At 65.7% G+C, this 23873-nt stretch carries 27 protein-coding genes; 9 read left to right on the top strand and 18 right to left on the bottom strand.

Going from position 1 to position 23873, the window contains the following annotated elements; all coding sequences use genetic code 11:
* Positions 1 to 64: 64 nt before the first annotated feature.
* Together AC3WS4_RS08180 and AC3WS4_RS08175 are read right to left on the bottom strand one after the other, a co-directional pair.
* The gene (locus AC3WS4_RS08180; protein WP_492735132.1) at positions 65 to 520 is read right to left on the bottom strand and encodes an acyl-CoA thioesterase; all 456 of its coding nucleotides are present in this window, start codon (positions 518 to 520) and stop codon (positions 65 to 67) included.
* A gap of 2 nt (positions 521 to 522) precedes the next feature.
* A complete protein-coding gene (locus AC3WS4_RS08175) occupies positions 523 to 2349 on the bottom strand; it encodes an aminopeptidase P family protein (protein ID WP_492735134.1) in 1827 nt (608 codons plus the stop codon).
* Positions 2350 to 2431: 82 nt separating this feature from the next.
* Between AC3WS4_RS08175 and AC3WS4_RS08170 the strand changes: the two genes are divergently transcribed.
* Entirely contained in the window at positions 2432 to 4585 is a 2154-nt protein-coding gene (locus AC3WS4_RS08170) for a S9 family peptidase (RefSeq protein ID WP_492736588.1), read from the top strand.
* A 5-nt stretch (positions 4586 to 4590) separates the two neighbouring features.
* Positions 4591 to 5046 (top strand): DUF4279 domain-containing protein, encoded by a 456-nt coding sequence (locus AC3WS4_RS08165; RefSeq protein ID WP_492735136.1) that lies wholly within the window; start codon positions 4591 to 4593, stop codon positions 5044 to 5046.
* Here the strand turns inward: AC3WS4_RS08165 and AC3WS4_RS08160 are convergent.
* The 7 genes from AC3WS4_RS08160 to AC3WS4_RS08130 form a co-directional block, all read right to left on the bottom strand.
* A complete protein-coding gene (locus tag AC3WS4_RS08160; RefSeq protein WP_492735138.1) occupies positions 5043 to 5651 on the bottom strand; it encodes an HAD family hydrolase in 609 nt (202 codons plus the stop codon). The genes AC3WS4_RS08165 and AC3WS4_RS08160 overlap by 4 nt on opposite strands.
* 97 nt (positions 5652 to 5748) lie before the next feature.
* On the bottom strand, positions 5749 to 5874 hold the full coding sequence (gene ykgO / locus AC3WS4_RS08155; protein WP_003046794.1) for a type B 50S ribosomal protein L36: 126 nt from the start codon (positions 5872 to 5874) through the stop codon (positions 5749 to 5751).
* A gap of 87 nt (positions 5875 to 5961) precedes the next feature.
* Positions 5962 to 6978, bottom strand: a complete 1017-nt coding sequence (gene galE, locus AC3WS4_RS08150; protein WP_492735140.1) for a UDP-glucose 4-epimerase GalE — start codon at positions 6976 to 6978, stop codon at positions 5962 to 5964.
* 191 nt (positions 6979 to 7169) lie between these two features.
* Positions 7170 to 8627, bottom strand: a complete 1458-nt coding sequence (gene rpoN / locus AC3WS4_RS08145) for an RNA polymerase factor sigma-54 (RefSeq protein WP_492735142.1) — start codon at positions 8625 to 8627, stop codon at positions 7170 to 7172.
* Between the two features lie 144 nt (positions 8628 to 8771).
* Positions 8772 to 9587, bottom strand: a complete 816-nt coding sequence (lptB, locus tag AC3WS4_RS08140) for an LPS export ABC transporter ATP-binding protein (protein ID WP_056341710.1) — start codon at positions 9585 to 9587, stop codon at positions 8772 to 8774.
* 101 nt (positions 9588 to 9688) lie between these two features.
* Positions 9689 to 11077, bottom strand: coding sequence for a phosphoglucomutase/phosphomannomutase PgmG (gene pgmG, locus AC3WS4_RS08135; RefSeq protein WP_492735144.1), 1389 nt, complete (start codon positions 11075 to 11077; stop codon positions 9689 to 9691).
* 29 nt (positions 11078 to 11106) lie between these two features.
* Positions 11107 to 11916 carry a division plane positioning ATPase MipZ gene (locus AC3WS4_RS08130; protein WP_492735146.1) on the bottom strand — a complete coding sequence of 270 codons (810 nt, stop codon included), beginning with the start codon at positions 11914 to 11916 and terminating at the stop codon, positions 11107 to 11109.
* 82 nt (positions 11917 to 11998) lie between these two features.
* On the opposite strand from AC3WS4_RS08130, the gene panC reads away from it, so the two are divergent.
* Positions 11999 to 12838 (top strand): pantoate--beta-alanine ligase, encoded by an 840-nt coding sequence (gene panC / locus AC3WS4_RS08125; protein ID WP_187141761.1) that lies wholly within the window; start codon positions 11999 to 12001, stop codon positions 12836 to 12838.
* Between the two features lie 140 nt (positions 12839 to 12978).
* The gene (locus AC3WS4_RS08120) at positions 12979 to 13293 is read left to right on the top strand and encodes an SEL1-like repeat protein (protein WP_056341699.1); all 315 of its coding nucleotides are present in this window, start codon (positions 12979 to 12981) and stop codon (positions 13291 to 13293) included.
* On the opposite strand, the gene AC3WS4_RS08115 is transcribed toward AC3WS4_RS08120, so the two are convergent.
* Genes AC3WS4_RS08115 through AC3WS4_RS08100 form a run of 4 tightly spaced genes read right to left on the bottom strand, consistent with a single transcriptional unit; the run spans position 13290 to position 15835 of the window.
* Positions 13290 to 14441, bottom strand: a complete 1152-nt coding sequence (locus AC3WS4_RS08115; protein WP_492735149.1) for a GNAT family N-acetyltransferase — start codon at positions 14439 to 14441, stop codon at positions 13290 to 13292. The two genes, AC3WS4_RS08120 and AC3WS4_RS08115, sit on opposite strands and share 4 nt — an antisense overlap.
* Positions 14442 to 14449: 8 nt before the next feature.
* Positions 14450 to 14914, bottom strand: coding sequence for a RidA family protein (locus tag AC3WS4_RS08110; protein ID WP_492735151.1), 465 nt, complete (start codon positions 14912 to 14914; stop codon positions 14450 to 14452).
* Between the two features lie 10 nt (positions 14915 to 14924).
* Positions 14925 to 15566: an HAD family hydrolase gene (locus tag AC3WS4_RS08105; protein ID WP_492735153.1), complete on the bottom strand. Its 642-nt coding sequence runs from the start codon at positions 15564 to 15566 to the stop codon at positions 14925 to 14927.
* Positions 15563 to 15835, bottom strand: a complete 273-nt coding sequence (locus tag AC3WS4_RS08100; protein WP_056341688.1) for a DUF3572 domain-containing protein — start codon at positions 15833 to 15835, stop codon at positions 15563 to 15565. Before AC3WS4_RS08100 ends, AC3WS4_RS08105 begins: the two co-directional genes overlap by 4 nt.
* Positions 15836 to 15924: 89 nt before the next feature.
* Between AC3WS4_RS08100 and AC3WS4_RS08095 the strand changes: the two genes are divergently transcribed.
* On the top strand, positions 15925 to 16287 hold the full coding sequence (locus AC3WS4_RS08095; RefSeq protein WP_431592000.1) for a response regulator: 363 nt from the start codon (positions 15925 to 15927) through the stop codon (positions 16285 to 16287).
* Positions 16288 to 16306: 19 nt separating this feature from the next.
* A complete protein-coding gene (locus AC3WS4_RS08090; protein ID WP_187141756.1) occupies positions 16307 to 16648 on the top strand; it encodes a hypothetical protein in 342 nt (113 codons plus the stop codon).
* 43 nt (positions 16649 to 16691) lie between these two features.
* Here the strand turns inward: AC3WS4_RS08090 and AC3WS4_RS08085 are convergent, their stop codons facing one another.
* On the bottom strand, positions 16692 to 16832 hold the full coding sequence (locus tag AC3WS4_RS08085) for a hypothetical protein (protein ID WP_187141755.1): 141 nt from the start codon (positions 16830 to 16832) through the stop codon (positions 16692 to 16694).
* 135 nt (positions 16833 to 16967) lie between these two features.
* Between AC3WS4_RS08085 and AC3WS4_RS08080 the strand changes: the two genes are divergently transcribed.
* Positions 16968 to 17453, top strand: a complete 486-nt coding sequence (locus AC3WS4_RS08080) for an Lrp/AsnC family transcriptional regulator (protein WP_056342818.1) — start codon at positions 16968 to 16970, stop codon at positions 17451 to 17453.
* Positions 17454 to 17803: 350 nt separating this feature from the next.
* A complete protein-coding gene (locus AC3WS4_RS08075) occupies positions 17804 to 18202 on the top strand; it encodes a DUF7919 family protein (RefSeq protein ID WP_056341680.1) in 399 nt (132 codons plus the stop codon).
* 118 nt (positions 18203 to 18320) lie between these two features.
* Here AC3WS4_RS08075 and rpmG read toward each other — a convergent pair whose 3' ends face one another.
* From rpmG to gltX, 3 genes are all read right to left on the bottom strand, one after another.
* Positions 18321 to 18488, bottom strand: coding sequence for a 50S ribosomal protein L33 (rpmG, locus tag AC3WS4_RS08070; protein WP_056341677.1), 168 nt, complete (start codon positions 18486 to 18488; stop codon positions 18321 to 18323).
* Positions 18489 to 18704: 216 nt separating this feature from the next.
* Positions 18705 to 19433: an energy transducer TonB gene (locus AC3WS4_RS08065; RefSeq protein ID WP_492735157.1), complete on the bottom strand. Its 729-nt coding sequence runs from the start codon at positions 19431 to 19433 to the stop codon at positions 18705 to 18707.
* 143 nt (positions 19434 to 19576) lie between these two features.
* Entirely contained in the window at positions 19577 to 20887 is a 1311-nt protein-coding gene (gene gltX / locus AC3WS4_RS08060; RefSeq protein WP_492735159.1) for a glutamate--tRNA ligase, read from the bottom strand.
* A gap of 105 nt (positions 20888 to 20992) precedes the next feature.
* Between gltX and AC3WS4_RS08055 the strand changes: the two genes are divergently transcribed.
* Positions 20993 to 22201, top strand: a complete 1209-nt coding sequence (locus tag AC3WS4_RS08055; protein WP_492735161.1) for a diguanylate cyclase domain-containing protein — start codon at positions 20993 to 20995, stop codon at positions 22199 to 22201.
* Here the strand turns inward: AC3WS4_RS08055 and AC3WS4_RS08050 are convergent.
* Positions 22198 to 23856, bottom strand: a complete 1659-nt coding sequence (locus tag AC3WS4_RS08050; RefSeq protein ID WP_492735163.1) for an NAD+ synthase — start codon at positions 23854 to 23856, stop codon at positions 22198 to 22200. The two genes, AC3WS4_RS08055 and AC3WS4_RS08050, sit on opposite strands and share 4 nt — an antisense overlap.
* Positions 23857 to 23873: the final 17 nt, after the last annotated feature.

Raw genomic sequence — 23873 nt, 5'->3', positions numbered from 1 at the left:
TTTGGTTTGTGCCCACAGCCGTCACGGCCACGCATTTGCGTCGTTGATAACGCTAACGAACCGATCAGGCCTGTACGGGCATGCGTTTCTCGAACCGGCGGACTTCGGCGATAAAGCTGCCCGGCAGCGCGGTGGCGCCGCCGCTGTCGAGATCGATATGCGCATAGCTGATCTCGATATCGGTCAGCCGCTCCTCGCCGCGAAAGACACCGCAGTGCAGGGTGAAATTGTCGCGCCCGAATCGGCTGATTCGCGCCGCGATGGTGATCAGCTCGTCGAGTCGCGCCGGGGCGTGATAATCGATCTCGCAATGCACCTCGCGGATGTCGGTCCCATATTGGTGGAAATAGGGGCCCGGCTGTCCTTCGCCGACGGCGCGGAAATATTCGGTCACCCCGATGTCGGCATAGACGAGATAATGGGCGTTGAAGACGATATTCTGCCCGTCGATTTCATTGAAGCGCACACGAACCGTTTCGTGGACGCGGAAATCGACGAGCGGAACCTGTTCGATGGCCATGGTCAGGCGGCAAGCGCGGCGGGGGCGCGGTCGAGCGGCGCGCACGCCGATTCGAGCCAGGCCCGGTCGCTATCGTCCATGCCCGGCGCGAGCTTTTCGAACACCTCGGCATGATAGGCATCGAGCCAGTCGGCCTCGGCGGGCGACAGCAGGGCGGTCTCGACGAGGTTCTGCGCGATCGGCGCAAAGGTGATCGTCTCGAACCCCAGCATATCCTCTTCGGCGCCGTCGATGCGCTGCGGCACGACGATGACCAGATTTTCGATGCGGATGCCGAAATGCCCGGCCTTGTAATAGCCGGGCTCGTTCGAGAGGATCATGCCGGCGTGCAAGGGTTCCTCGGTCCCCGCCTGCCCGCCCGACGGCTTGGCGATCCGCTGCGGGCCTTCGTGGACCGCGAGATAGGTGCCGACGCCGTGCCCGGTACCATGCGCATAATCGACCCCGTCGGCCCACAGATACTGCCGCGCGAGGATGTCGAGCTGGCTGCCACGCGTGCCCGTCGGGAAACGCGCCATGGCGAGCGCGATATGACCCTTGAGCACCTGGGTGAAGCGGCGGCGCATTTCGGCGGTCGGCGGGCCGATCGCGATCGTGCGCGTGATGTCGGTGGTGCCGTCGGCATATTGGCCGCCCGAATCGACCAGGTAGAGCGTGCCGGTCTCGATTCGGCGATTGGTGGTTTCGTCGACCTTGTAATGCGGCAGCGCGCCATTGGGGCCGGCCGCCGAGATGGTGTCGAAGCTCAGGTCGACGAGACCCCCGCCGGCCTCGCGGAAGTCGCGCAGCTTCGCCGCGGCGCCGAGTTCGTCGAGGCCGCCCTGCGGCGCGACATCTTCCATCCATTGCAGGAAGCGCGCGACCGCGACGCCGTCGCGGACATGCGCGGCGCGGGTGCCGTTCAATTCGACCTCATTCTTGATCGCCTTGGGCAGCACCGCGGGGTCGCGGTGGCGCGCGATCTTTGCCCCCGCCTTTTCGAGCGCGGTGAAGATTGCCGCGACCGCCGATCCGGGATCGACCGCGACCTTCTTGTCCTTAAGATCGGCAAGCGCCGCCTCGAACGCGTCGCGGTCGTGGATACGCACGCTGTTGCCGAGATGCGCGCGCACCGCGTCGGTGATCTTTTCGGGCGCGATGAACAGGTCGGCGGTCGCGTCGGCATGAAGCAGCGCGAAGGCGAGGCCGACCGGCGTGTGGCTGACGTCCTGCCCACGAATATTGAAGGTCCAGGCGATCGAATCCAGCGCGGTCATCACGCCGGTGTCGAGGCCCTTGTCCTTCAGCCAGTCGGCTATGCCCGAGCGCTTGTCGATCGCGCTCTGCCCCGCGAGCTTGACGTCGTGCACCGCGACGACGGCATCGCTCGGCGCGGGCTGGTCGTCCCACACCGCATCGATCGGGTTCGACGCGACCGCGACCAGTTCGGCGCCCTTGGCGGCCAGCGCCTTCGCCGTCGCATTGGCCCAGTCGATGCCGTGGAGCCACGGATCATAACCGACCTTCTGCCCCGCGCTGACATGGGCGCCGAGCCATTCGGCGACGCTCGACGCCGGCACGCCGACATAGTCGAACAAGGCGCCGTCGACCTGATCGCGCACCTGCACGGTGTAGCGGCCATCGATGAACACGGCGGCCCTGGCGGGCAGCACCGCCGCGGTCCCCGCCGAGCCGCCGAAGCCGGTGAGCCAGGCCATGCGCTGCGCATAGGCGCCGACATATTCGCTCATATGTTCGTCGCTGATCGGCACGACAAAGCCGTCGAGACCGCGCGCGACAAGTTCGGCGCGGACGCGGGCGAGTCGCTCTGCATGGACGGGGCTGGACATGGCGGCTTCCTTGTTCCTACATCGCGGTCGATCCGGCCCATCGGGGGCGGCACCGCGGAGTTTCCTGATGCGCGCTATTTGGATGTTTATGGCGGCAATTGCCACCCCGCTTGTCGCGGCCCCGGGCGCTTTCGCCGAAGAGAAAGAGACAGCATTGACCGACAAGACCCCTGCCCCGTCCGCCGCCCCCGTCGCGGACAAGCGGCCGCACGAGATGACGCTGCACGGCAAGACGCTGTCCGATCCCTATCACTGGCTGAAGGATGACAGCTATCCGGTCGTCGATGACAAGGATGTGCTCGATTATGTGAAGGCGGAGAATGCGTATTTCGACACGCAGATGAAGCCGCATGCGGCGCTGGTCGAAACCCTGTTCCAGGAGATGAAGGGCCGGATCAAGGAGGCCGATTCCTCGGTGCCGCAGAAGGACGGCGACTGGACCTATTGGGTCGAATATGAGGAAGGCGCCGAGTATAAGAAATGGTACCGCAAGCCCGCGGCGGGCAACGGCGAGGCCGCGCTGATCCTCGACGAGGTCGCGATGGCGAAGGACAAGGATTATTTCCGCCTCGCCGAGCTGTCGATCAGCCCCAACGGCAAGCTGATGGCCTATTCGTTCGACGACAATGGCTCCGAACGCTTCGAGGTACGCATCCGCAACCTCGAAACCGGTGAGATGCTGCCCGACGTCATCCCCGGCACCCTGTCGTCGCTGGTCTGGACCTCGGGCAATGACGCGATCCTCTATGGCCTCGCCAACGAGAATTGGCGCACCGACAATGTCCGGCTGCACAAGCTCGGTACCCCGCTGAGCGCCGACAAATTGCTCTACAAGGAGGCCGACATCGGTTTCGGGGTCGGCATCGGCAAGACCGCCGCCGACAATTATATCGTCATCGCGACGGGCGATAACGAGACGAGCGAGGTCTATCTGCTCCCCGCCGGCAATCCCGAGGCGCCGATGCAATTGGTGTCGGCGCGGAAAAAGGGCCGCGAGTACAGCGTCGATGAACGCGACGGCACCCTCTATATCCACACCAACGACGAACATCCGAACTTCCGCGTCGCCACCGCGAGCGTGAAAACGCCCGGCGAGTGGAAGACTTTGATCCCCGGATCGGACCACAGCTACATCACCGGTTTCTCGGTGTTCCGCGATTATTTCGTGCTCGAGGCGCGCGAGGACGGGCTCGACCAGGTCGATGTCCGCCAATATGACGCGCCGTTGACCCCGGGCCGGATCCAGTTCCCCGCCGCTACTTATGTGGCGGGGCTTGGCGACAATCCCGAATATCATCAGGACAAGCTCCGGCTCGACTATGAATCGATGGTCACCCCCGACACCGTCTATGATTACGACCTCGCGAGCGGAAAGCTCGAAACGCTGAAGGTCCAGGAAATTCCCTCAGGTTACGACGCGACGCAATATGTAACCGAACGGGTTAACCTGCCGAGCCGCGACGGCAAGACGATGATCCCCGCCTCGCTCGTCTACAAAAAGGGGACGAAGCTCGACGGCAGCGCGCCGATGCATCTCTACGCCTATGGCAGCTACGGCTATCGCGTCCCGCCGGGCTTTTCGACGACGCGCCTCAGCCTCGTCGATCGCGGCATGGTCTATGCGATCGCGCATGTCCGCGGCGGCGACGATCTGGGGCGTGAATGGTATCTGGAGGGCAAGACCGACCGCCGCAAAAACACCTTCAACGATTTCATCGACGTCGCGAAGGGGCTGATCGCCAAGAAATACACCAGCGCCGGCAAGATTTCCGTCGAGGGCCGTTCGGCCGGCGGCCAGGTGATGGGGGTGATCTATAATGAAGCGCCCGAATTGTGGGGCGCGGTGCTCGCGGGGGTGCCCTTTGTCGATGTGATCAACACGATGGTCGACGAAACGCTGCCGCTGACCCCAGGCGAATGGCCCGAATGGGGCAATCCGATCACCGACAAGGCGGCGTTCGATTACATGCTGAGCTACAGCCCCTATGACAATGTCACCGCCAAATCCTATCCGCCGATGCTGGTGTCGGCGGGGCTCAACGACCCGCGCGTGACCTATTGGGAGCCCGCCAAATGGGTCGCCAAGCTGCGCGCGACGCGTACCAACGACGCGACTTTGCTGCTGCGCACCAACATGGGCGCGGGCCACGCCGGCAAGTCGGGCCGCTGGGGCGCGCTGCGCGAGGACGCCGAGGAGTTCGCCTTCGTGCTGACCCAGCTGGGGGTGGAGAAGTAGGCTCGATGGCGGGAGTTTCTGAAACGACTGTTTCTCTAGGATTCTTCGGCGATGATCTCGACCCCGCCGAATTGACGGCGTTGTTGGGCACCGCGCCCAGCAAAAGCGCCGCAAAGGGAGCAACGCGGACCACCGCGAGCGGCCGCGAGATTACGGAAAAGACAGGCAAGTGGCTCTTCAATGTGCCACGGTCGGTTCCCGGCGATCTTGCTGCCCAGATTGATGCAATATTGGCGCAGTTGACGCCGGATCTAAAGATTTGGATGGAGTTGACCCAGCGCTTCCAGGCCCGACTGTTTTGCGGACTATTTATGGAGGAATCGAACGAGGGGCTGCGGCTTGAACCGTCGACTCTGTCGGCCATCGCCGAGCGGAGCCTTTTTCTGGATCTCGACATCTACGCGCCAACGACGCACGACGGCCCTGTCATCCTCGCGAAGGCTGGGATGACGAAAAACTAAGCTAGATAAGCCCTTGCTGCTAGTTCGCGCTCCAGCGTCGCCGCATCGACGAACTGGTGCCCCGCGATCCCGACCGATTCGGCGCCCGCGACATTCGCCGCGACATCGTCGATGAACAGCGCGCCCGCCGGATCGATGCCGAATCGCGCGATCGCAAGGCGGTAGATCGCGGGATCGGGTTTCATCAGTTTCTCGGTGCCCGAGACGATGATATCGCGGAAACGGTCGAAGATCGGCTGGGTCGGGCGGAAACCTTCCCAGAAATCATGCCCGAAATTGGTGATCGCGAACAGCGGCACCCCCGCCGCGTCGAGCCGCTCGACCAGTTCGAGGCTGCCGGGGACCGGGCCGGGGATCGTCTCGTTGAAGCGCGTGCCATAGGCATCGATCAACGCGGCGTGATCGGGATATTCAAGCTTTCGCTCGGCGACCATCTCGGCGGCAGGGCGGCCGGCGTCGTGCTGGAAATGCCACCCCGGCGTGATGATGTTGCCGACGAAATATTCGAGTTCCTGCTCGTCGGCAATCAACTTGCCGAACAGATGCCGCAAATCCCAGTCGAACAGGACCTTGCCGACGTCGAAGATAACGCAGCGATCGATCATGCGAACGCCAGACACGCGAAAGCGCCGCCGGAAGGGTCCGACGGCGTTACGCGGTTCAGCAAAAGCAAACGGGGCGGTTCAGCCCCGCGCAGGGGCATCAGCCCTGGCGCGCCTTGAAGCGGCGGTTGGTCTTGTTGATCACATAGGTCCGGCCGCGACGGCGGATCACGCGGTTGTCCCGGTGGCGGTCCTTCAGCGACTTCAGGCTATTGCGAATCTTCATGGCTCTATTCCGATGGTCTGGCGTTGTACGCGAAGCGGCGCAACTATGGGGATGGGCGATAAAAGTCAACCGCCCTTGGCGCGGAAATCAGGCCGCGAAGCGCCGTTCTTCCAGCGCGCGTTCCCACGCGAGCGCGTGGGCGACGATCGTGTCGAGCTCGGCGTGCTGCGGTTCCCATCCGAGGAGGCCACGAATCGCACCATTGTCGGCGATCAACGCATCGGGATCGCCGGCGCGGCGATCGCCCATGCGGCGGTCGATCTTGCGATTCGTCGCCTTGTCGACCGCATCGAGCACTTCGAGCACCGAGAAGCCGCGGCCATAGCCGCAGTTCAATTGGTGGCTGGCCTTGGGATCGGCGATCAGCGCATCGAGCGCGAGCAGATGCGCGGCGGCGAGGTCGCTGACATGGATATAGTCGCGTACCCCGGTGCCGTCGGGGGTGTCGAAGTCGGTGCCGAAAACGTCCACGTGAGGGCGGCGGCCGAGCGCGGCCTCGACCGCGACCTTGATCAGGTGCGTCGCGCCGGCGGTCGACTGGCCGCTGCGCGCCTTGGGATCGGCACCCGCGACGTTGAAGTAGCGCAGCGCAGCATAGTTGAAGTCGTGCGCGAAGGCGACATCGGCGAGCATCGCCTCGGTCATCAGTTTCGACATGCCATAGGGGTTGATCGGCCGCTGCGGCGCGTCTTCGCGCACCGGGATCATATCGGGGATCCCGTAAGTCGCGGCGGTCGAGGAGAAGATGAAATGGCGCACCCCGGCGTGGACCGCGGTGTCGATCAGCGACCGGCTGCGCGCGCTGTTGTTGTCATAATATTTGAGCGGGTTGGTCACCGATTCGGGAACCACGACCGACCCCGCGAAATGCATGATCGCGCCGGCACCCTGTTCGGCGACGATCCGCGTAACGAGCGCCGCGTCGGCGATATCGCCTTCGTAAAAGGCCGCAGCTTTGGGGACCGCCCAGCGGAAGCCCGTTACGAGATTGTCGAGCACCGCAACGCGCCAGCCGGCGTCGAGCAGCGCGAGCACCGCGTGGCTGCCGATATAGCCGGCGCCGCCGGTCACGAGGACGGTGAAGGGATGCGGCTGCGAAGTCACAGAATTTCGGCTCCTTTGGCCGGAAAGCTAGCCGCTGCGTGGTTAGGAATTGGTTAGCGACGCCCTGAAAGCAGCCCGTTTTCCGTTCGTGTCGGGCGAAGTCAGGATACACGAAGGCTTGCGCTGCCGATAGGTGTCTCGACTTCGCTCGACACGAATGGAGTTTAAACCGGGTTCGCGGACGACTGGGCCTACCCCGCCAAAGCCTTTTGCCGCCGCCTTTGCACCGACGAGCCATAGCCCATAGCCTCGCGATATTTGACCACGGTGCGCCGCGCGATGTCGTGGCCCTCGGCCGACAGCTTCTGCGCGATCGTCTCGTCGGACAGGATCGCCTTGCCGTCCTCGCCCTCGATCATCGCCTTGATCCGGCTCTTGATCGATTCGGACGACACCGCGCCGTCGCCCTCGGTCGCCGAAATGCCGCTCGAAAAGAAATATTTGAGTTCGAACAGCCCGCGCGCGCAGGAGAGGTATTTGTTGCTGGTCACCCGGCTGACGGTCGATTCGTGCATGCCGATTTCCTCGGCGACCTGGCGCAGGGTCAGCGGGCGCATATGCGCGACGCCGTGGAGGAAAAAGCCTTCCTGCTGCTTGACGATCGCGCTCGCGACCTTGACGATCGTGCGCTGGCGCTGGTCGAGCGCGCGGACGAGCCAGTTGGCGCCCGCGAGCTGCTCGGACAGCCACGCCTTGCTCTTCGCCGCAGCGCCGGTGGCGAGTTCGGTGTAATAGCGGCGGTTGACGAGCAGGCGAGGCAAGGTGCCGCCGTTGATCTCGACCGCCCAGCCCTTGCCGGTGTGACGGACGTAGATGTCGGGCACGACGGTCTGCGACACGCTGGCGCCGAAGCGCAGTCCGGGCTTGGGATCATAACCGCGCAGCTCGCGGATCATGTCGGCGAGATCTTCGTCGTCGACGCCGCAGATCCGCTTGAGCTGCGGGAAGGCGCCCTTGGCGACCAGATCGAGATGCGCGATCATCGTCGCCATCGCGGGGTCGTAACGATCAGCCTCACGCGCCTGGATCGCGATGCATTCGGCCAGGTCGCGGCCGCCGACGCCCGAAGGATCGAAGCACTGCACCCCCGCGAGCACGGTTTCGACGAGCGCGAGCGGGACGCCGAGCCGCTGCGCAAGGTCGGCGAGGTCGGCGCGAAGGTAACCCGCCTCGTCGATCATCGCGACAAGCTGTTCGGCGATCAGCGCCTCCAGCCCCGAGAAGCACTCGCCGACCTGCGCGAGCAGATGCTCGTAAAGGCTGTCGGCCTCCCCGGCGAAACTGTCGAAATCGATGCCTTCGCTGTCGCCTGACAGGCCGACGCTGTCGCTCGCGCTGTCGTGGTGGAAACTTTCCGCGCCCAGATCGACGTCGAGATCGTCGGTCGCGCCGCTGTCGGACGCGAGCGCCTGGTCGGCGTCGAGCGTCGCGGCCTCGGCGGGCGCCGCGTCGCCCTCGGGCGCTTCGTCCCCTGCGCCATCGCTGTCGGGCGAGGCGGTGTCGAGCAACGGATTGCCCTCAAGCGCTTCAGCCAGATAGGCGTCGAGTTCGAGGTTCGACAACGCCAGCAGCTTGATCGCCTGCTGCAGCTGCGGCGTCATCACCAGCGATTGCGACTGGCGGAGATCGAGGCGCGGACCGAGCGCCACTGGGAATTAGCGACCTTCTATCCCGTTTGTGTCGAGCGAAGTCGAGACACGTGAAGCCATGCACGAACTCGGCGTGTCTCGACTTCGCTCGACACAAACGGAAACCAGAACAGGCTTATTCGACACCGACACGGCCCCATTCCCTCACAGGGAGAAACCCTCGCCGAGGTAGAGGCGGCGCACCTCGGGGTCGGCGACGAGTTCGGCGGGCGACCCGGCGAGCAGCACCTTGCCGTCGTAGATGATGCAGGCGCGATCGACGAGGTCGAGCGTTTCGCGGACGTTGTGGTCGGTGATCAGCACCCCGATGCCGCGCGTCTTGAGGTCGGCGACAAGGTCGCGAATGTCCGAAATCGACAGCGGATCGATACCCGCGAACGGTTCGTCGAGCAGCATGATCGACGGGTTCGCGGCCAGCGCGCGCGCGATTTCGGCGCGGCGGCGTTCGCCGCCCGACAGCGCCATCGCGGCGGCGCTGCGCAGTCGCGTGAGGCCGAATTCGTCGAGCAATTCCTCGAGCCGGCGTTCGCGCGACACGCGGTCGGGCTCGCTGAGTTCAAGCACCGCACTGATATTCTGTTCGACCGTCATGCCGCGAAAGATCGAGGTTTCCTGCGGAAGATAGCCGAGACCGAGGATCGCGCGGCGGTACATCGGCAGCGCGGTGATGTCGGCGCCGTCGAGCATGATGCGTCCCGCGTCGGGCTTCACCAGCCCCATGATCGAATAGAAGCAGGTCGTCTTGCCGGCGCCGTTGGGGCCGAGCAGCCCGACGACCTCGCCCTTGCCGACCGAGAGCGAGACGTCGGAGAGCACGACGCGCTTGTCATAGCTTTTGGCGATCGACACGACCGCGAGCCCGTTGCCCGCCGCCGCCTCTTCCTGGACATGCGCGGTGTGTTCGGAAACGCCGTGATCGCCGCTGGCCGGCGGGGTCGCGAGGGTGGAGTCGTCGGTCATATCGTCGTCGCTGTCCGTCCAAAGATTGGCACCGCACTACCCGAGGAGCGCCGTAAAGGTCAATCTGGCAAGATTTTTGCAGGGACTATTTGCAGGGGCTATCAGTGCGCGGCCTGCTCGCCGCGCACGACGCCCGACAGCGCGAGTTGTTCGTCGATCGCGGCCATCAGCCGGTCGAGAGCGGCCTCGTCCTTTGCCTCGGCGCGCGCGACGAGCACGTCCTGCGTGTTCGACGCCCGGAGCAGCCACCAACCGTCGTCGGTGAGCACGCGCGCGCCGTCGGTGCGGTCAACATTCGCGCCCGCCGCCGCGAGCCGCGCGAGAACTTCGTCCACAATGGCGAATTTGCGTATCTCATCGACCTGGAAACGCAATTCGGGGGTGTTGACCATCGGCGCCATGCCGCCGCGCAGCTCGGTGACGCTTTGCCCGAGCTTGGTCGCCGCCTCGATCAGCCGCACCGCGGCATAGGGCGCATCGTCATAGCCATAATAGCGGTCGGCGAAGAAGATATGGCCGCTCATCTCACCCGCGAGCGGACTGCCGGTTTCCTTCATCTTCGCCTTGATCAGGCTGTGGCCGGTTTTCCACATCATCGGCTGACCGCCCAATTCGGCGACGCGGTCGAACAAAGCCTGGCTGGCCTTGACGTCGGCAATGACGGTCGCACCGGGCAGTTCCTTCAACACTGCGGCGGCATAGATTTGCAGCAGCTGGTCGCCCCAGATCACCCGGCCCTGCCCGTCGATCGCGCCGATCCGGTCGCCATCTCCATCGAAAGCGACGCCGAAATCGAGATTCCTCTCGGCGACGAGCTTGCGCAAGTCCGCCAGATTCTTTTCCTCGGTGGGATCGGGATGGTGGTTCGGGAAATGGCCGTCGATGTCGGTAAACAGCAGGAAATGCTCGCCGGGAAGCCGCGCCGTCAATTTCTCGATGACCGTGCCGGCGGCGCCGTTACCGGCGTCCCAGCCGATGCGGTAGGCGGCGCCGGCGAAGCCCTCGACCAGCCGATCGACATAGGCGTCGACGATATCGATGCTCTGCGACGATCCCTCGCCGCTGTCCCAGTCGCCCGTGGCCGCCATCGTCCCGATGCCCGCGATGTCGGCGCCGTAGAAGGGGCGACCCTGAAACACCATCTTGAAGCCGTTATAGTCGGGGGGGTTGTGGCTGCCGGTTATCTGTATACCGCCGTCCACCTCTTCGGTTGACGCGGCATAATAGAGCATCGGCGTCGGGCCGAGCCCGACATTCAGCGCATCGATCCCGGCGGCGTTGATCCCTTCGATCAGCGCCTCGGCGAGCATCGGCGACGACAGGCGGCCGTCATAACCGACCGCGACCGACCTGCCGCCCGCGCGCCGGATCAACGTCGCGAAGCTGCGCCCGATAGCATAGGCGTCGGCGGCCGACAGCGTGTCGCCGACGACCCCGCGGATGTCATATTCGCGCAGCATCGTCGGGTGAAAAACATGCGTCTGGGTCATGGGTCGCTCGCTTTCGGGGGAGAAGGAGGTCAGGCGGCGGCGAACAGGTCGCCGTCGGGATGCAGCCGCTCGCGCGCCGGCAGGTTAAGCCCTGCCATCGCTTCGCGCAGCTCCTGCCGCGCGACGACATGGCCGATCCCCATGCCGCCTAGATGCGCCTTGTCGAGCAGGGTGAGGCCGGCGGGGAAAAGTTCGCGGTAGATGACGCGCTCGCCAAGGCCCGGGATGACGCGAAAGCCGACGCGGCGTGACAATTGGGTCAGCGCCTCGCCGACGCGGCGCATATTATGCGCGTCGACATGCTGGAGGCGGTTGCGCAAGATGATCCAGTCGATGGTCCGCCCGTCGCTCTTGGCGCGCGCCTTGCGGGTGTCCCAGATGAGTTCGGAATAGAAGCTGGGGCGGGTGACCTGGAAGGTCTCCGGATCGACCTGACCGATCAGGTCGAAATCGATGAAGCTGTCGTTGATCGGGGTGACGAGGGTGTCGGCGCTGGTCGCGAGGTGGCGCGCGAAGATATCGTCGCGGCCCGGGGTGTCGGCGACAAAATAATCGGCGCCTTCGCTGAGCCGCGCGACTTGCGCGTCGAGTTCCTCGATCGTCGACCCTTCGAACACTTCGAAATGGGGGGTCGGCAGCGCGATGTCGCGCCGCTTTTCGGTCGCGCGGCGATTTTCGAGATAGCGGTGGAAGGTGCGCTGGCGCGGGTCGAGGTCGAGCCCGGCGACGCGCCAGCCCTGGCTCGCCAGCGCCACCGCGAAATGCACGGCGCAGGTCGATTTGCCCGTCCCGCCCTTTTCATTGGCAAAGATGATGCGGTGCGGCGCGGGAGTCATCATGATCGTTGCGAATTTCCTGTCGGCGGCGCATGGGGCCGCATGGGGTGGCGTCTCAGCCGCCATTATCGGAGGGCGGGCAGCCGTGCAAATCATCCGTGACATCGCCACTTTGCACCGCGCGGTCGACGCCCTGAAACGGGACGGAAAAAGCGTCGCGCTGGTCCCCACCATGGGGGCGCTGCACGACGGACATCTGTCGCTGGTCCGCATGGGCAAGCGTGTCGCCGACCATGTCGTGGTGTCGATCTTCGTCAATCCGACCCAGTTCGGCCCCAACGAGGATTTCGCCGCCTACCCGCGCGACGAGGCGCGCGACGCCGCGCTGCTCGCCGACGAAGGCGTCGCGCTGCTGTGGGCGCCCGACGTCGCGGTCATGTATCCCGCCGGGCACAGCACCCATATCGAGGTTGCCGAACTGGGCGGCGATTATTGCGGCGCGGCGCGGCCGGGGCATTTCGACGGGGTCGCCACCGTCGTCGCCAAATTGTTCAACCAGGTGCGCGCCGATGTCGCGATCTTCGGCGAGAAGGACTGGCAGCAACTGGCGATCATCCGCCGCATGGCGCGCGACCTCGATTTCAAGCTCGACATATTGGGCGCCCCGATCGCGCGCGATCGCGACGGACTCGCGATGTCGTCGCGCAACGCCTATCTCAGCGAAGACCAGCGCGCCGCCGCGACCGCCTTTCCCGATGCGCTGAAAACCGCGGCGGCGGCGATCGCCGGCGGCGGCGATGTCGGCGCGGCGCTGGCCGCCGCCGAAGCGGCGATCCTGGCGGGCGGTTTCGACAGCGTCGATTATGTCGCGCTCGCCGATGCCGACAGCCTTGAAAGATTGAAGGTTTTTCGCGCCCCTGCCCGCCTCCTGGCGGCGGCCCGAATCGGAAAAACGCGGCTGATCGACAATTATCCCGTCGGCTGATTGACGCCGAAAATGGCCGATTCCGGTTGGTTTCAGACCTTATCCCCGAAAAAGTCCGATCGTCGTTAACGCTTTGTTGACCATGATCCGCAAGGTTGGGACCCGAAGCTTCCTGTGGGGGGAAGCGACAGGGGGTTATCATGGCCAACAGTCTGAAGTCTGCGCAATATCTGATCGAAAGCCGCTTGCTCGATGCCGCCCGCGGCGACGCCAATGCCTATTTCGATCTGGGGATCGCCTTTTCGACCGGCAGCGGCGGGGTCGATGTCGACCTGATCCAGGCGCATAAATGGTTCAACCTCGCGGCGCTCGGCGGCAACAAGGAAGGCCAGCAATGCCGCGCCGACCTGTCCGACGAAATGAGCCGCGACGAAATCGCCGAAGCCCAGCGCCAGGCGCGCGCCTGGCTCGACGAAACCGCGCGCCGCCCGGCCGCCCGGCGGTTTGCGGCCTAGTCCTTTCGCCTGAAGGGCATATGCCCCTCGAGCCAGTCCATTTCGGCTTCCTCGGCACGGCGTTCCGTTTCCAGATAATCGGCGACCGCGCGCCGGAAGCCCGGATCGGCGATATAATGCGCCGACCAGGTCGCGACCGGGCCATAGCCGCGCGCGAGCTTGTGCCCGCCCTGCGCACCCGCCTCGACCCGCCTCAGCCCGCGTTCGATCGCGATATCGATCGCGCGATAATAACAAAGCTCGAAATGCAGATAGGGGATGTCGATCAGGCAGCCCCAGTAACGCCCGTAGAGCGTGTCGGCGCCGATGAAATGCATCGCGCCGGCCAGCGGCCGGTCGTTCGCGTCATAGGCAAGGACGAGAATGATATCGTCCGCCATCTGCGCCCCCATCAGGTCGAACGCTTCGCGCGTCAGATAGGGCTGGCCCCATTTGCGCGCGCCGGTATCCTGATAGAAAAGCCACATCGCGTCCCAATGCTCAGGGCGGATCGCGGCGCCGGTGAACTCCTCGATCCGCAGACCCTCGACCGCCCGCGCGCGCTCCTTGCGCAGTTGCTTGCGTTTCGCCGAGGTCAGCGTGCCAAGGAAATCGTCGAAGCCGGCATAACCCGCATTGGCGAAATGGAACTGGATGTCGCGGCGGACGAGCCAGCCGGCCTCCTCGAACAACGGCATCTGGTCGGGCGCGATGAAGGTGGCGTGCGCCGACGACAGGCCGTTCTGGCGCACCACCGCCTCGGCGGCGCGAATCAGCAGCAGCGCGTCGTCGCGATTCTGCGACAACAGGCGCGGCCCCGGCACCGGGGTGAAGGGCGCCGCGATCTGCAACTTGGGATAATAATCGCCGCCGGCGCGTGCCCAGGCATCGGCCCACGCATGGTCGAAGACATATTCGCCCTGGCTGTGGGTCTTGAGATAGGCGGGCGCCGCGGCGAGCAGCGTCCCCGCCTCATCCTCGACGAGCAACGGCGCCGCCTGCCAGCCGGTGCCCGGCCCGACGCTGCCCGATCGTTCGAGCAGCGACAGAAAGGCATGGCCGACGAAGGGGTTGCCGCCGTCGTGGAGCGCATCCCACGCCGCGGCCTCGATCGCCGCGACGCCGGTGCCGAGCGAGATGGTGTGCGCGGGCGGGTCGGCTTCGGCCATTCCAGCCCTTAGGCCGGCCGCACCGCGACGATCGCGTCGGCCTCGACCGCGGCGCCGAGCGGCAGCACCGCGACGCCGACCGCCGCGCGGGCGTGGCGGCCGGCATCGGCGAAGAGCGATTCGAACAGTTCGGACGCGCCGTTCGCGACCTTGGCCTGATCGGTGAAATCGGGGGTGGAGTTGACGAAGACGCCGAGCTTCACGACCTTCTCGATCCGCGACCAGTCGCCGCCCAGCACATTGCCGATCTGCGCGAGCAGCATCAGCGCGCAGCGCCGTGCGGCGTCGTAACCGCCCGCGACATCGACATCGGCGCCGAGGCGGCCGGTGACGACCTTGCCGTCGTCGAAGGGGAGCTGGCCGCTGACATAGAGCAGGCCGCCTTGTTCGACGACCGGCACATAGGCGGCGACGGGCGCGGCGGCCTTGGGCAGTTCGAGGCCGAGATCGGCGAGCTTTGCGGCGATATCCATGGGACGTTCCTTATACGGCGAGCGGGGTGGGGGCGGGAGTATTTTCAGCAAGGCGCGCCAATATCCAGTCCTGCGCCTCGGCCCAATTGTCGATGCGGGCATGGGCATGTTTCGACGGCGCGATCTTGTCGGCGATCGCGGGTTCGCCAACCAGATGAAGCCGCCAGACCTCGGGCGCGACCTCCGCCACCGACGTGTGATGCCCGCCAAGGTCGTCGATGAACACCGCGACCGAGGGTTGATATTCCTCGATCAGGCGGCGCACCGGTTCGCCCTTGCCGCCGCGGCTGCCGATGACGGGGGCGTGGAAATCGTGCAGCGCGAGCTGGTCGATACGGCGCTGCTGATGTTCGGGGCCGACATTGGTGAGCACGACGATATCGGCGTGCCTGGCGATCTCCGCCATCGCGGCGAGCGCGCCGGGAATCGGATATTGGCGCGTCATTTCGGTGGTGAAGAAACCGTCGAGCAAGGGCCACACCTCGGCGGCCTCGAGCGGCGTGCCGCATTCCTTGCGCTTGAGCGCACCGGCGAAACTCGCGTCCTCGATGCGGAAGAGCACGCCATGTTCCTGGTCGACCCACTGCGCGAAGGGGACGACCATGTGCATCAGCACCTCGTCGCAATCGGTGATGACGAGCGGGCGGTTCATATCTCGATCCTTTCGTCGCCAGACAGGCGATGGGCGGCGGCGGCGATGTCTTCGGGTTTCCGGTCGAGCCCCACCGCGCAGGCGACAAGGTCGGCCTCATGCGCGGTCAGGAACGACAGGATCGCCGCGAGCGTCGATCGTTCGCCGAGCGATTCGCGCAAGTCGTCGGGCGCCAGGCCGGTGAGGGCGAGCAGCCGTTCGGCGCGCGGTTCGTCGGTCAGGATCCAGCCCAGCGCGCTCAGCGCCAGCGCTTCGTCGGCATCGTGCAAGTCGGTTTTCCCTTTCGCGGGAGGCAATTGTATCGCCGCGCCGATTCGCCTAAACCGGCGCCGAACGCAAGGTGGGGACGTGAAATATCATGGGCAAGACCATATTGGTCGTCGAGGATAATGAACTCAACCTGCGCCTGTTCTGCGACCTGCTCAACGCCCATGGCTATAGCGCCCATCCCGTGCGCGACGGGCGCGATGCGCTGGCGAAGGCGCACGAGGTGTCGCCCGACCTGATCATCATGGATATCCAGCTGCCGCATGTCAGCGGGCTCGAACTGATCGGCCAGATGAAGGCCGACCTGACACTGCGCGCGGTGCCGATCATGGCGGTCACCGCCTATGCGGGGAAGGGCGACGAAGACCAGATCCGCGCCGCCGGCGCCGAGGCCTATGTCTCGAAGCCGATTTCGGTGATCAAGTTCATCGAGAGCGTCGGGGCGTTCGCCTGATCTGGGAGTGGCGCATCACATGGGCAGCTTTTCCGAGACCAAGGCGCTCTATTCAACCCTTGGACCGATACGTTTTTCCATATTGATGGGCGGAATGATCGCCTTCGGCCTAGCGTTCGCGGGGGCGGAAGCGTGGCTGTCCGGCAAGCTGAACTGGCCCGAGGCCTTTGGGTTCCAATGCCGCGGGAGGGGTTGCCTATTCACCAAAATGGGGCATAGCGGCCAATTGTTGGAAGCCGGAGGAGCCTATGCTTGGGGCCTCTTCGCGCTCTACTGGGCAATGCCCGCGATCGCAATTTGCGCGGTGATCGTAATCCGGCTCAGGCGGAGACGCCGCAATCCGATCCGGCCAATGGAATAGCGAGCTTGGCTAGCCAAGCTCGCTAAGACTGGCTGATGACCGATTAGTTGCGATCGGTACGCTTGCCACGCGCCGCGTCATTCCACGGGGCGGCATAATGGACCGCGACTGCGGTCGCCGAGGTTTCGATCATCGCCGCGAACAACCGGTTGATCCAGTTGGTTTCGTTTGTCGTGTGGGTCATGGGGTATCTCCTGCGTCCGGACCGGCAAGGGAGGGGGAGAGCGGCCCGGACGCGATTCTTCTAATCCCGGGGCCGTGCCGATTGGCGCCGAAATTGACCATATGAACGACCAATTTTCGCGTTATGATGGGAATCATGCGAAAAATACCCGATCTCGACCGTTTCGACCGCCGCCTGCTCGCGCTGGTGCGCGAGGATAATCTCCAGCCCGCGCGAATCCTCGCCGACAAGGTCGGGCTGTCGCTGTCGGCGGTGCTGCGCCGCCTGCGCCGTTTGCGCGAGGAAAAGGTGATCGTCGCCGATATCGCGGTGGTCGACCCGGCGCTGACCGGCTCGGCGCTGACGATGCATGTGCTCGTCCAGATGCAGCAGGCGGGGCCGCAGACGATGGACAATTTCGCGCGCGAGATCGTCCATCACCCCGAAATCACCGGCGCGTGGGACGTGACCGGCGACGACGACTTCCTGCTCAAGGTTCAGGTCGGCACGATGGAGGACTATGACCGCTTCACCCGCCGGGCGCTCGGCGAGGACAAGGGGGTGCATTCGTTCACGACGATGATCGCGATCCGCAACATCATCGAAAACGACATCGCACGGCGGCCTTTGCGCGAGGGGTGACGAGAAGACGCGGCGCGCCAGCAGGAGCGGATTGCCGTGCCGCGGATGTCGGTAAGATACGCAAAGGCGCAAAGGCGCGAAGGCGCGAAGATGTCGCGATGACCGCGAAGCGGCTCCATTCCCTTTACGCTGCGCCGGACGCGGCGAAGATGGACAGGCGACCGTGCGGCCGCAAACCAACATCTTTGCGTCTTTGCGCGAAACCAAAAATCCCGCCCTGTCGGCCTTCAGCGAAGCGTTATGGGCAGACCGCCGCCTCCGTCTACGCGAAATAACCTCCCCCAAACGCCCTTCACCCGCGCACGAAAAAAAAGCGCGGCGCGCCATCGGTTTTCCTCCTAGGACGGCGCATGGCCTATTATCCCGACCTGACCCCCTTCGTGTATGGCGGCGCCGAACCCGACCCCGCGATTCTCAATATCGGCTGGCTCTGTTCGGATCACGCGATCGCTACGGCGGTGCCGGACGCGGCGTTCGTCGCGGCGCTGGCGAAGATCGCGGCCGATCCGATCAACCTCTATCGCGGCAGCCATCTCTGCGACTTCTGCCCCCACCCACCCACCATCCTGTCGCCGGGGGGTATTCCGATGCTCGACTCGCCCCGGGAAACCCGGGGCAATGGCGAAATCTGGGTCGAGGGGCAGGGCGGGCTGACCTATGTCGCGCCGGCGCTGATCCACCATTATGTGGTGGCGCATCATTATGCGCCGCCGCAAGCCTTCATCGACGCGCTAATGGCCGCTCGCTAGGCAGCGAGGCAGGCGGCGGCAGCGCACGAAAAAGGGCGGCGCAAAGGCCGCCCTCCGGATCCCGGCTTTCACCGGGAGACGCATCATTCCGTTCAGCGTTGCCGAACGGGTCGATGCATCACTTGATCTTCGCTTCCTTGAACTCGACATGCTTGCGCACGACGGGGTCATATTTGCGCTGCGCCATCTTGTCGGTCATCGTGCGCGGGTTCTTCTTGGTGACATAGAAGAAGCCGGTGTCGGCGGTGCTCACGAGCTTGATCTTGACGGTCGTCGGCTTGGCCATGGCCCTGTTCCTCGAATAGTGACGCAGAAACCGGCGGGCGGTCGCGGCGCGCGGGGCGAAGACCCCGACTGATGTGTGAAAAACGACAGGGCAGCGCGCAAGCACGTCGCCCCCGATAAGCGCGCGCCTCTGACGGGATTCGGCGCTTGTGTCAAGCGAAACGAACGAGCGACGGCCAGTGTCAGGAGGCCGGCCGCCGCCCGCCCGGGAGAGACGTCAGGCGTTGCGGATCTCGAAACGCACCGTCATCTCCTTCCAGCTTTCCTCGGCCACGCCGCCGCGCGTCGCGGGCTTGAAGCGCCATTTGGCGAGCGCACGGCGCTTCGTCGCGTCGAAAAAGCCGGGGCTGTCGGTGCTGACCAGTTCGACCTGCTTCACCTTGCCGTCGCTGCCGATCAGCACCCGCACCCTGGCGACACCCTCGATCCCTTCGCGCTGCTCGCGCGCCGGATAATCGGGCTGGAAATTCGCGAGGTAGCGCTGGTCGAGCTGCGCGAGGACCAGCTTGGGCATGGGCGGCACGGGCGGAGCATAGGGGATCGAAGGTCCCGTTCCCGTTCCCGCCGGCGGCACGTAAATCTGTTCCGGCACAAAGATCGGGGTCTGCGCGATCGGCGGCAGTTCCGTCGGGGTCGTGGTGAGCGGCGTTTGCTGCTGCTTCTGCTGCGGCGCCGGATCGGGCGCCGGCGGCGGCGGGAGCGGCTTTTCGATCGGGATCGAGATGACGGTGGTGGGCCCGGGTTTTTCGACGATCACCGAAATCATCGGGGTCAGCGCCACGACGGTGAGCAGCGCGATCGGCACCCCGACCGCGAAGACCGCGGCGAACGGACGATGGCCGGCGCCGGGATTATAACTGCCGCGCTGCAGCAGCGAGCCACCGGCGGATGCCGCCATCGCCGAGCGTGGCGACAGGGCGGCGGATATCAACGGTATCAGGGTCATGGCCTCTCTCCTTGCCGAACCGACCCGGGGCCGCCGCGCTTGTGCTGCTATCCGGCCTGGTCGCAATCATGTGATATTATAACATACCTGTGATTGTCAAGCGAAGAGGTCGGCAAGCGAATCATCGCGGGATACCGGGGGGTTCAGGCGGCGGAGAGCCGCACGATCGCCTGATCCTTCGCGATCAGCGGCAGCAGTTCGCCCATGTCGGGGCCATGGTCGCGGCCGGTGAGCGCGCGGCGCAGCGGCAGGAACAGCGCGCGGCCCTTGGCGCCGGTCGCCACCTTCACCGCATTGGTGAGCGCGTGCCAGGGATCGGCGCCCCAATCGATGGCGGGCGCCGCGGCGGCGGCGGCGGCGAGCACCGCGCGATCGGCGTCGTCGGCGGGCGGCGGACCCAGCGGTCCGTCGAACACCGCGACCCAGTCGGCCGCCTCGGCGACGGTCATCAGATTCGGGCGAATCGCGTGCCAGCGCGCGGCGTCGATCGCTGCGGGCAGGCGGTCGGCAACCGCCTCATGGCCCAGCTGGTGGACGATCTTCTGGTTGACCAGCGCCAGCTCGGCCTCGTCGAAACGCGCCGGGGCGCGGCCGAAATGGGCGAAGTCGATCGTTTCGATCAGCGGCGCGGCGTCGGTGACCGGCTCGACCGGGTCGCTGGTGCCGAGCCGCGCGAGCAGCGCGACGAGCGCGACCGGCTCGATCCCCTGTTCGCGCAAGCCATCCATCCCGAGCGAGCCCAGCCGCTTCGACAATTTGCCCTCGGTCCCGACGAGCAGCGCCTCATGCGCGAAAGCGGGCGGAGCCGCGCCGAGCGCCGCGAACATCTGGATCTGCGCCGCGGTGTTCGACACATGGTCCTCGCCGCGCACGACGTGCGAAATGCCCATCGCGATATCGTCGATCACGCTCGGCAGCAGATAGAGCCAGCTGCCATCGGCGCGGCGCACCACCGGGTCGGACATCGATTTCGGGTCGAAACTCTGGTCGCCGCGGACCATGTCGGTCCATGCGATCATCGCATCATGGTCGAGCCGGAACCGCCAGTGCGGCGTCACGCCTTCGGGAACCGGGGCGTCGGCGGGCTTGCGCTCATACACCGGCGGCAGGCCGCGCGAGAGCAGCACCTTGCGGCGGATGTCGAGTTCCTCGGGGGTCTCGTAACAGGCATAGACGCGCCCCGCGCCCTTCAGCCGGTCGAATTCGCGCTCGTACAGGTCAAAGCGCGCCGACTGGCGCTCCTCGCCGTCGATATCGAGGCCGAGCCAGGCGAGATCGGCGCGAATGCCCGCGACATAGTCTTCCTTCGACCGTTCGCGGTCGGTGTCGTCGATACGCAGCAGGAAGCGCCCGCCGGCCTTGCGCGCCCACATCCAGTTGTGGAGCGCGGTGCGGACATTGCCGACATGGAGGTGGCCCGTCGGCGACGGGGCAAAGCGGGTGGTGACGGTCATGCGCGCGCCTATAGCGCCATCGCGCCCCGCATGGCGACCCCAACTTCGCCTGCCGCGCGGTCAGGCTTAACCGCTTCTTTGCGCTTTCTGCGTAGCACCCGCGTCATGGAGGGCGGAACCACAGGATGGCGGGAGCGGCTGTGGCCGCGCGTGCCCTCGGCGATTGCCGACGAGCTGGCGCTGGCGCGCGTCGCGCGGCTTCGGGTGCTCGTCCCGATCCTCTATTCGGTGATGATCGCGGTGATCCTCACCGCGATGGCCGCCACGGCGGGCGACGCGCCGGCGCTGGCGGCCGGCGACGAGGCGCCCTGGCTGGTCCGCTATGGCATGCCGCTGGCCGCGGTCGGGGTCGCCGCGATCCGGCTGGTCCACTGGCTGCGCCGCCGCACCGCGCCGATGAGCGCCGCCGCCGCGCACCGCCTGATCGGCCGGATGTTCCTCATCGCCATGCCGATCGCCGCGCTGTGCAGCGTCTGGGCGGCGTCGAGCTGGTGGCTGTCGGTCCCCGGCCAGCGCTCCTATTATCCGATGTTCGTGGTGATGGGCACGCTGACCACCGCCTTTTGCCTCGCCCCGGTGCGCGGCGCGACATTGTCGGTGATGGCGGCGGGAATCGGCCCCGTGGTCGCGCTGCTGATCGTCGCGGGCAACTGGATGGACCTGATCGCGGTCGCGATCACGCTGCTCGCCGCGGCGTTCCTCGTCCGGCTGGTGCTCGACCAGCATAGCCAGCAGGTCGAGATGCTGATGCTGCGCCGCCGGCTGCAACGCCAGGCGATGACCGACCCGCTGACCGGGCTCGCCAACCGCCGCGCGCTCCACATGGCCGCGGAAGAATTTTTCGCCGCGGGCGGTGCCGGGGCGGCGCTGGTCCTGATCGATCTCGACGGCTTCAAGCCGGTCAACGACCGCCACGGCCACGCCGCAGGCGATCTGTTGCTGATCGCGATCGGCGGGCGGCTGCGCGCGCAGGCGGGCGAAGCGGCGACCGTCGCGCGCGTCGGCGGCGACGAATTCGCGATATGGCTTCCCGGTTGCGATGCCGAAGCGCTCGATGTGCGGGCAAGCGCGCTGCTCGCGGCGCTTGCCGCGCCCTTCCCGATCGACGGCCAGCCGATTCGCATCGGTGCCAGCGCGGGACTGGCGCGTGCGCCCGACGACGGCGCCTCGCTGCTCGATCTGATGCGCAGCGCCGACGAAGCGCTTTATGCCGCCAAGCCGCAGCGCGACACCGCGCCGACCGCGACGGTCAGCCCGCTGGCGCCGCTCGCTGCGGCGACCCGGCCACGACGATCGCGAAAAGCACGCCGCTAAGCCGTGCGGAAACCGTGGGTGATCGGATAACGGCGGTCGCGCCCGAAGTTGCGCGTCGACAATTTGACCCCCGGCGGCGCCTGGCGGCGCTTATATTCGGCAATCGACAGCAGCCGTTCGATCCGCGCCACCGCATCGCGGTCGAAGCCATATTTCGCGACGACATCGTCGACGCTCTTTTCCTCCTCGACCAGCATGTGGAGCATCCGGTCGAGATCGGGATAGGCGGGCAGGCTGTCCTCGTCCTTCTGGTCGGGGCGCAGCTCGGCGCTCGGTGGCTTGGTGATGATGGTCTCGGGCATCACCGGGGTCACCGGGTTGCGCGACAGGCGCGGGACATTCGCGTTGCGCCACTTCGCCGCGGCGAAGACCGTCATCTTATAAGCGTCCTTGAGCGGATTATACCCGCCCGCCATGTCACCATAGATGGTCGCATAACCGACGCTCATCTCGCTCTTGTTGCCCGTGGTCAGCAGCATCGGACCAAATTTGTTGCTGAGCGCCATCAGCGTAACGCCGCGAATGCGCGACTGGACATTTTCCTCGGTGGTGTCGACAGCCGCGTCGGCGAAACTGTCCGACAGCATCGTGTCGAAGGCATCGACCGCCGGGGCGATCGATATGGTGTCGAGACGGCAGCCGATCATCGCCGCGCAGCCAGCGGCATCGTCGAGGCTTTCCTGGCTGGTGAAGCGGCTCGGCAGCATCACGCACCACACTTTGTCGGGACCGAGCGCGTCGGCGGCGATCGCGGCGCAGATCGCCGAATCGATCCCGCCCGACAGGCCGAGCACGACGCCAGGGAAGCGGTTGCGCTCGACATAGTCGCGCAGGGACAGGATCATCGCGCTGTAGATGTCGGCGGGATGCGCCTCCCACTCGGCGATCGTGCCGCTGTCGCACGCCCAGCCGTCCGCGCCCTTGATCCAGTGCGTAACGCGCTCTTCTTCCTCCCAGTCGGTCAGCCGGTGCGCGGTCGCGCCATCGGCATTCAACACGAAGGAGCAGCCGTCGAAGACAAGCTCGTCCTGCCCGCCGATGCGGTTGAGGAAGATCAGCGGCAGGCCGGTCTCGGCGACGCGGCCTGCGAAAACCTGGGTCAGCCGGCGGTCGTCCTTATCGATTTCATAGGGGCTTCCGTTGACCGAGATCAGCAACTCGGCGCCCTGCGCGGCGAGATGCGCCGACACCTTGGGCAGCCAACCGTCCTCGCAGATCGGCAGGCCGAGCTTGATCCCGCGCCACTCGACCACATCGGGCAGCGGGCCGGGCGCGAAGACGCGCTTTTCGTCGAAAGTGCCGTAATTGGGCAGTTCATGCTTGCGCCGCGTCGCGACGACGCGGCCACCGTCGAGCAAAGCGACAATATTGTAGAGCGCATCGCCGTCTCTTTCGACCGAGCCGACGAGCATCGCGGGGCCACCGTCGGCGGTCTCGGCGGCCAGTTCGGCGAGGATTTTTGCCGCCCGCTCGGCGAGTGCGGGCTTGAGCACCAGATCCTCGGGCGGATAGCCGATCAGCTGCAGCTCGGGATAGAGGAGCAGGTCGGCCTGCGGGTGCCGCGCGCGAACGGCACGCATCGCGTCGGCGTTGGCGGCAAGGTCACCGACGACCTGCGTCATCTGGGAAAGGACGATCGAGAGCTGCTGGGTCATGCCCTGCGGTTTAGGCC

It is taken from the genome of Sphingopyxis sp. EU05-FHT14B03 (assembly GCF_058790875.1).
The sequence above is the reverse complement of the archived record's forward strand: the minus strand, read 5'-3'. Positions and strand labels throughout refer to the sequence as shown.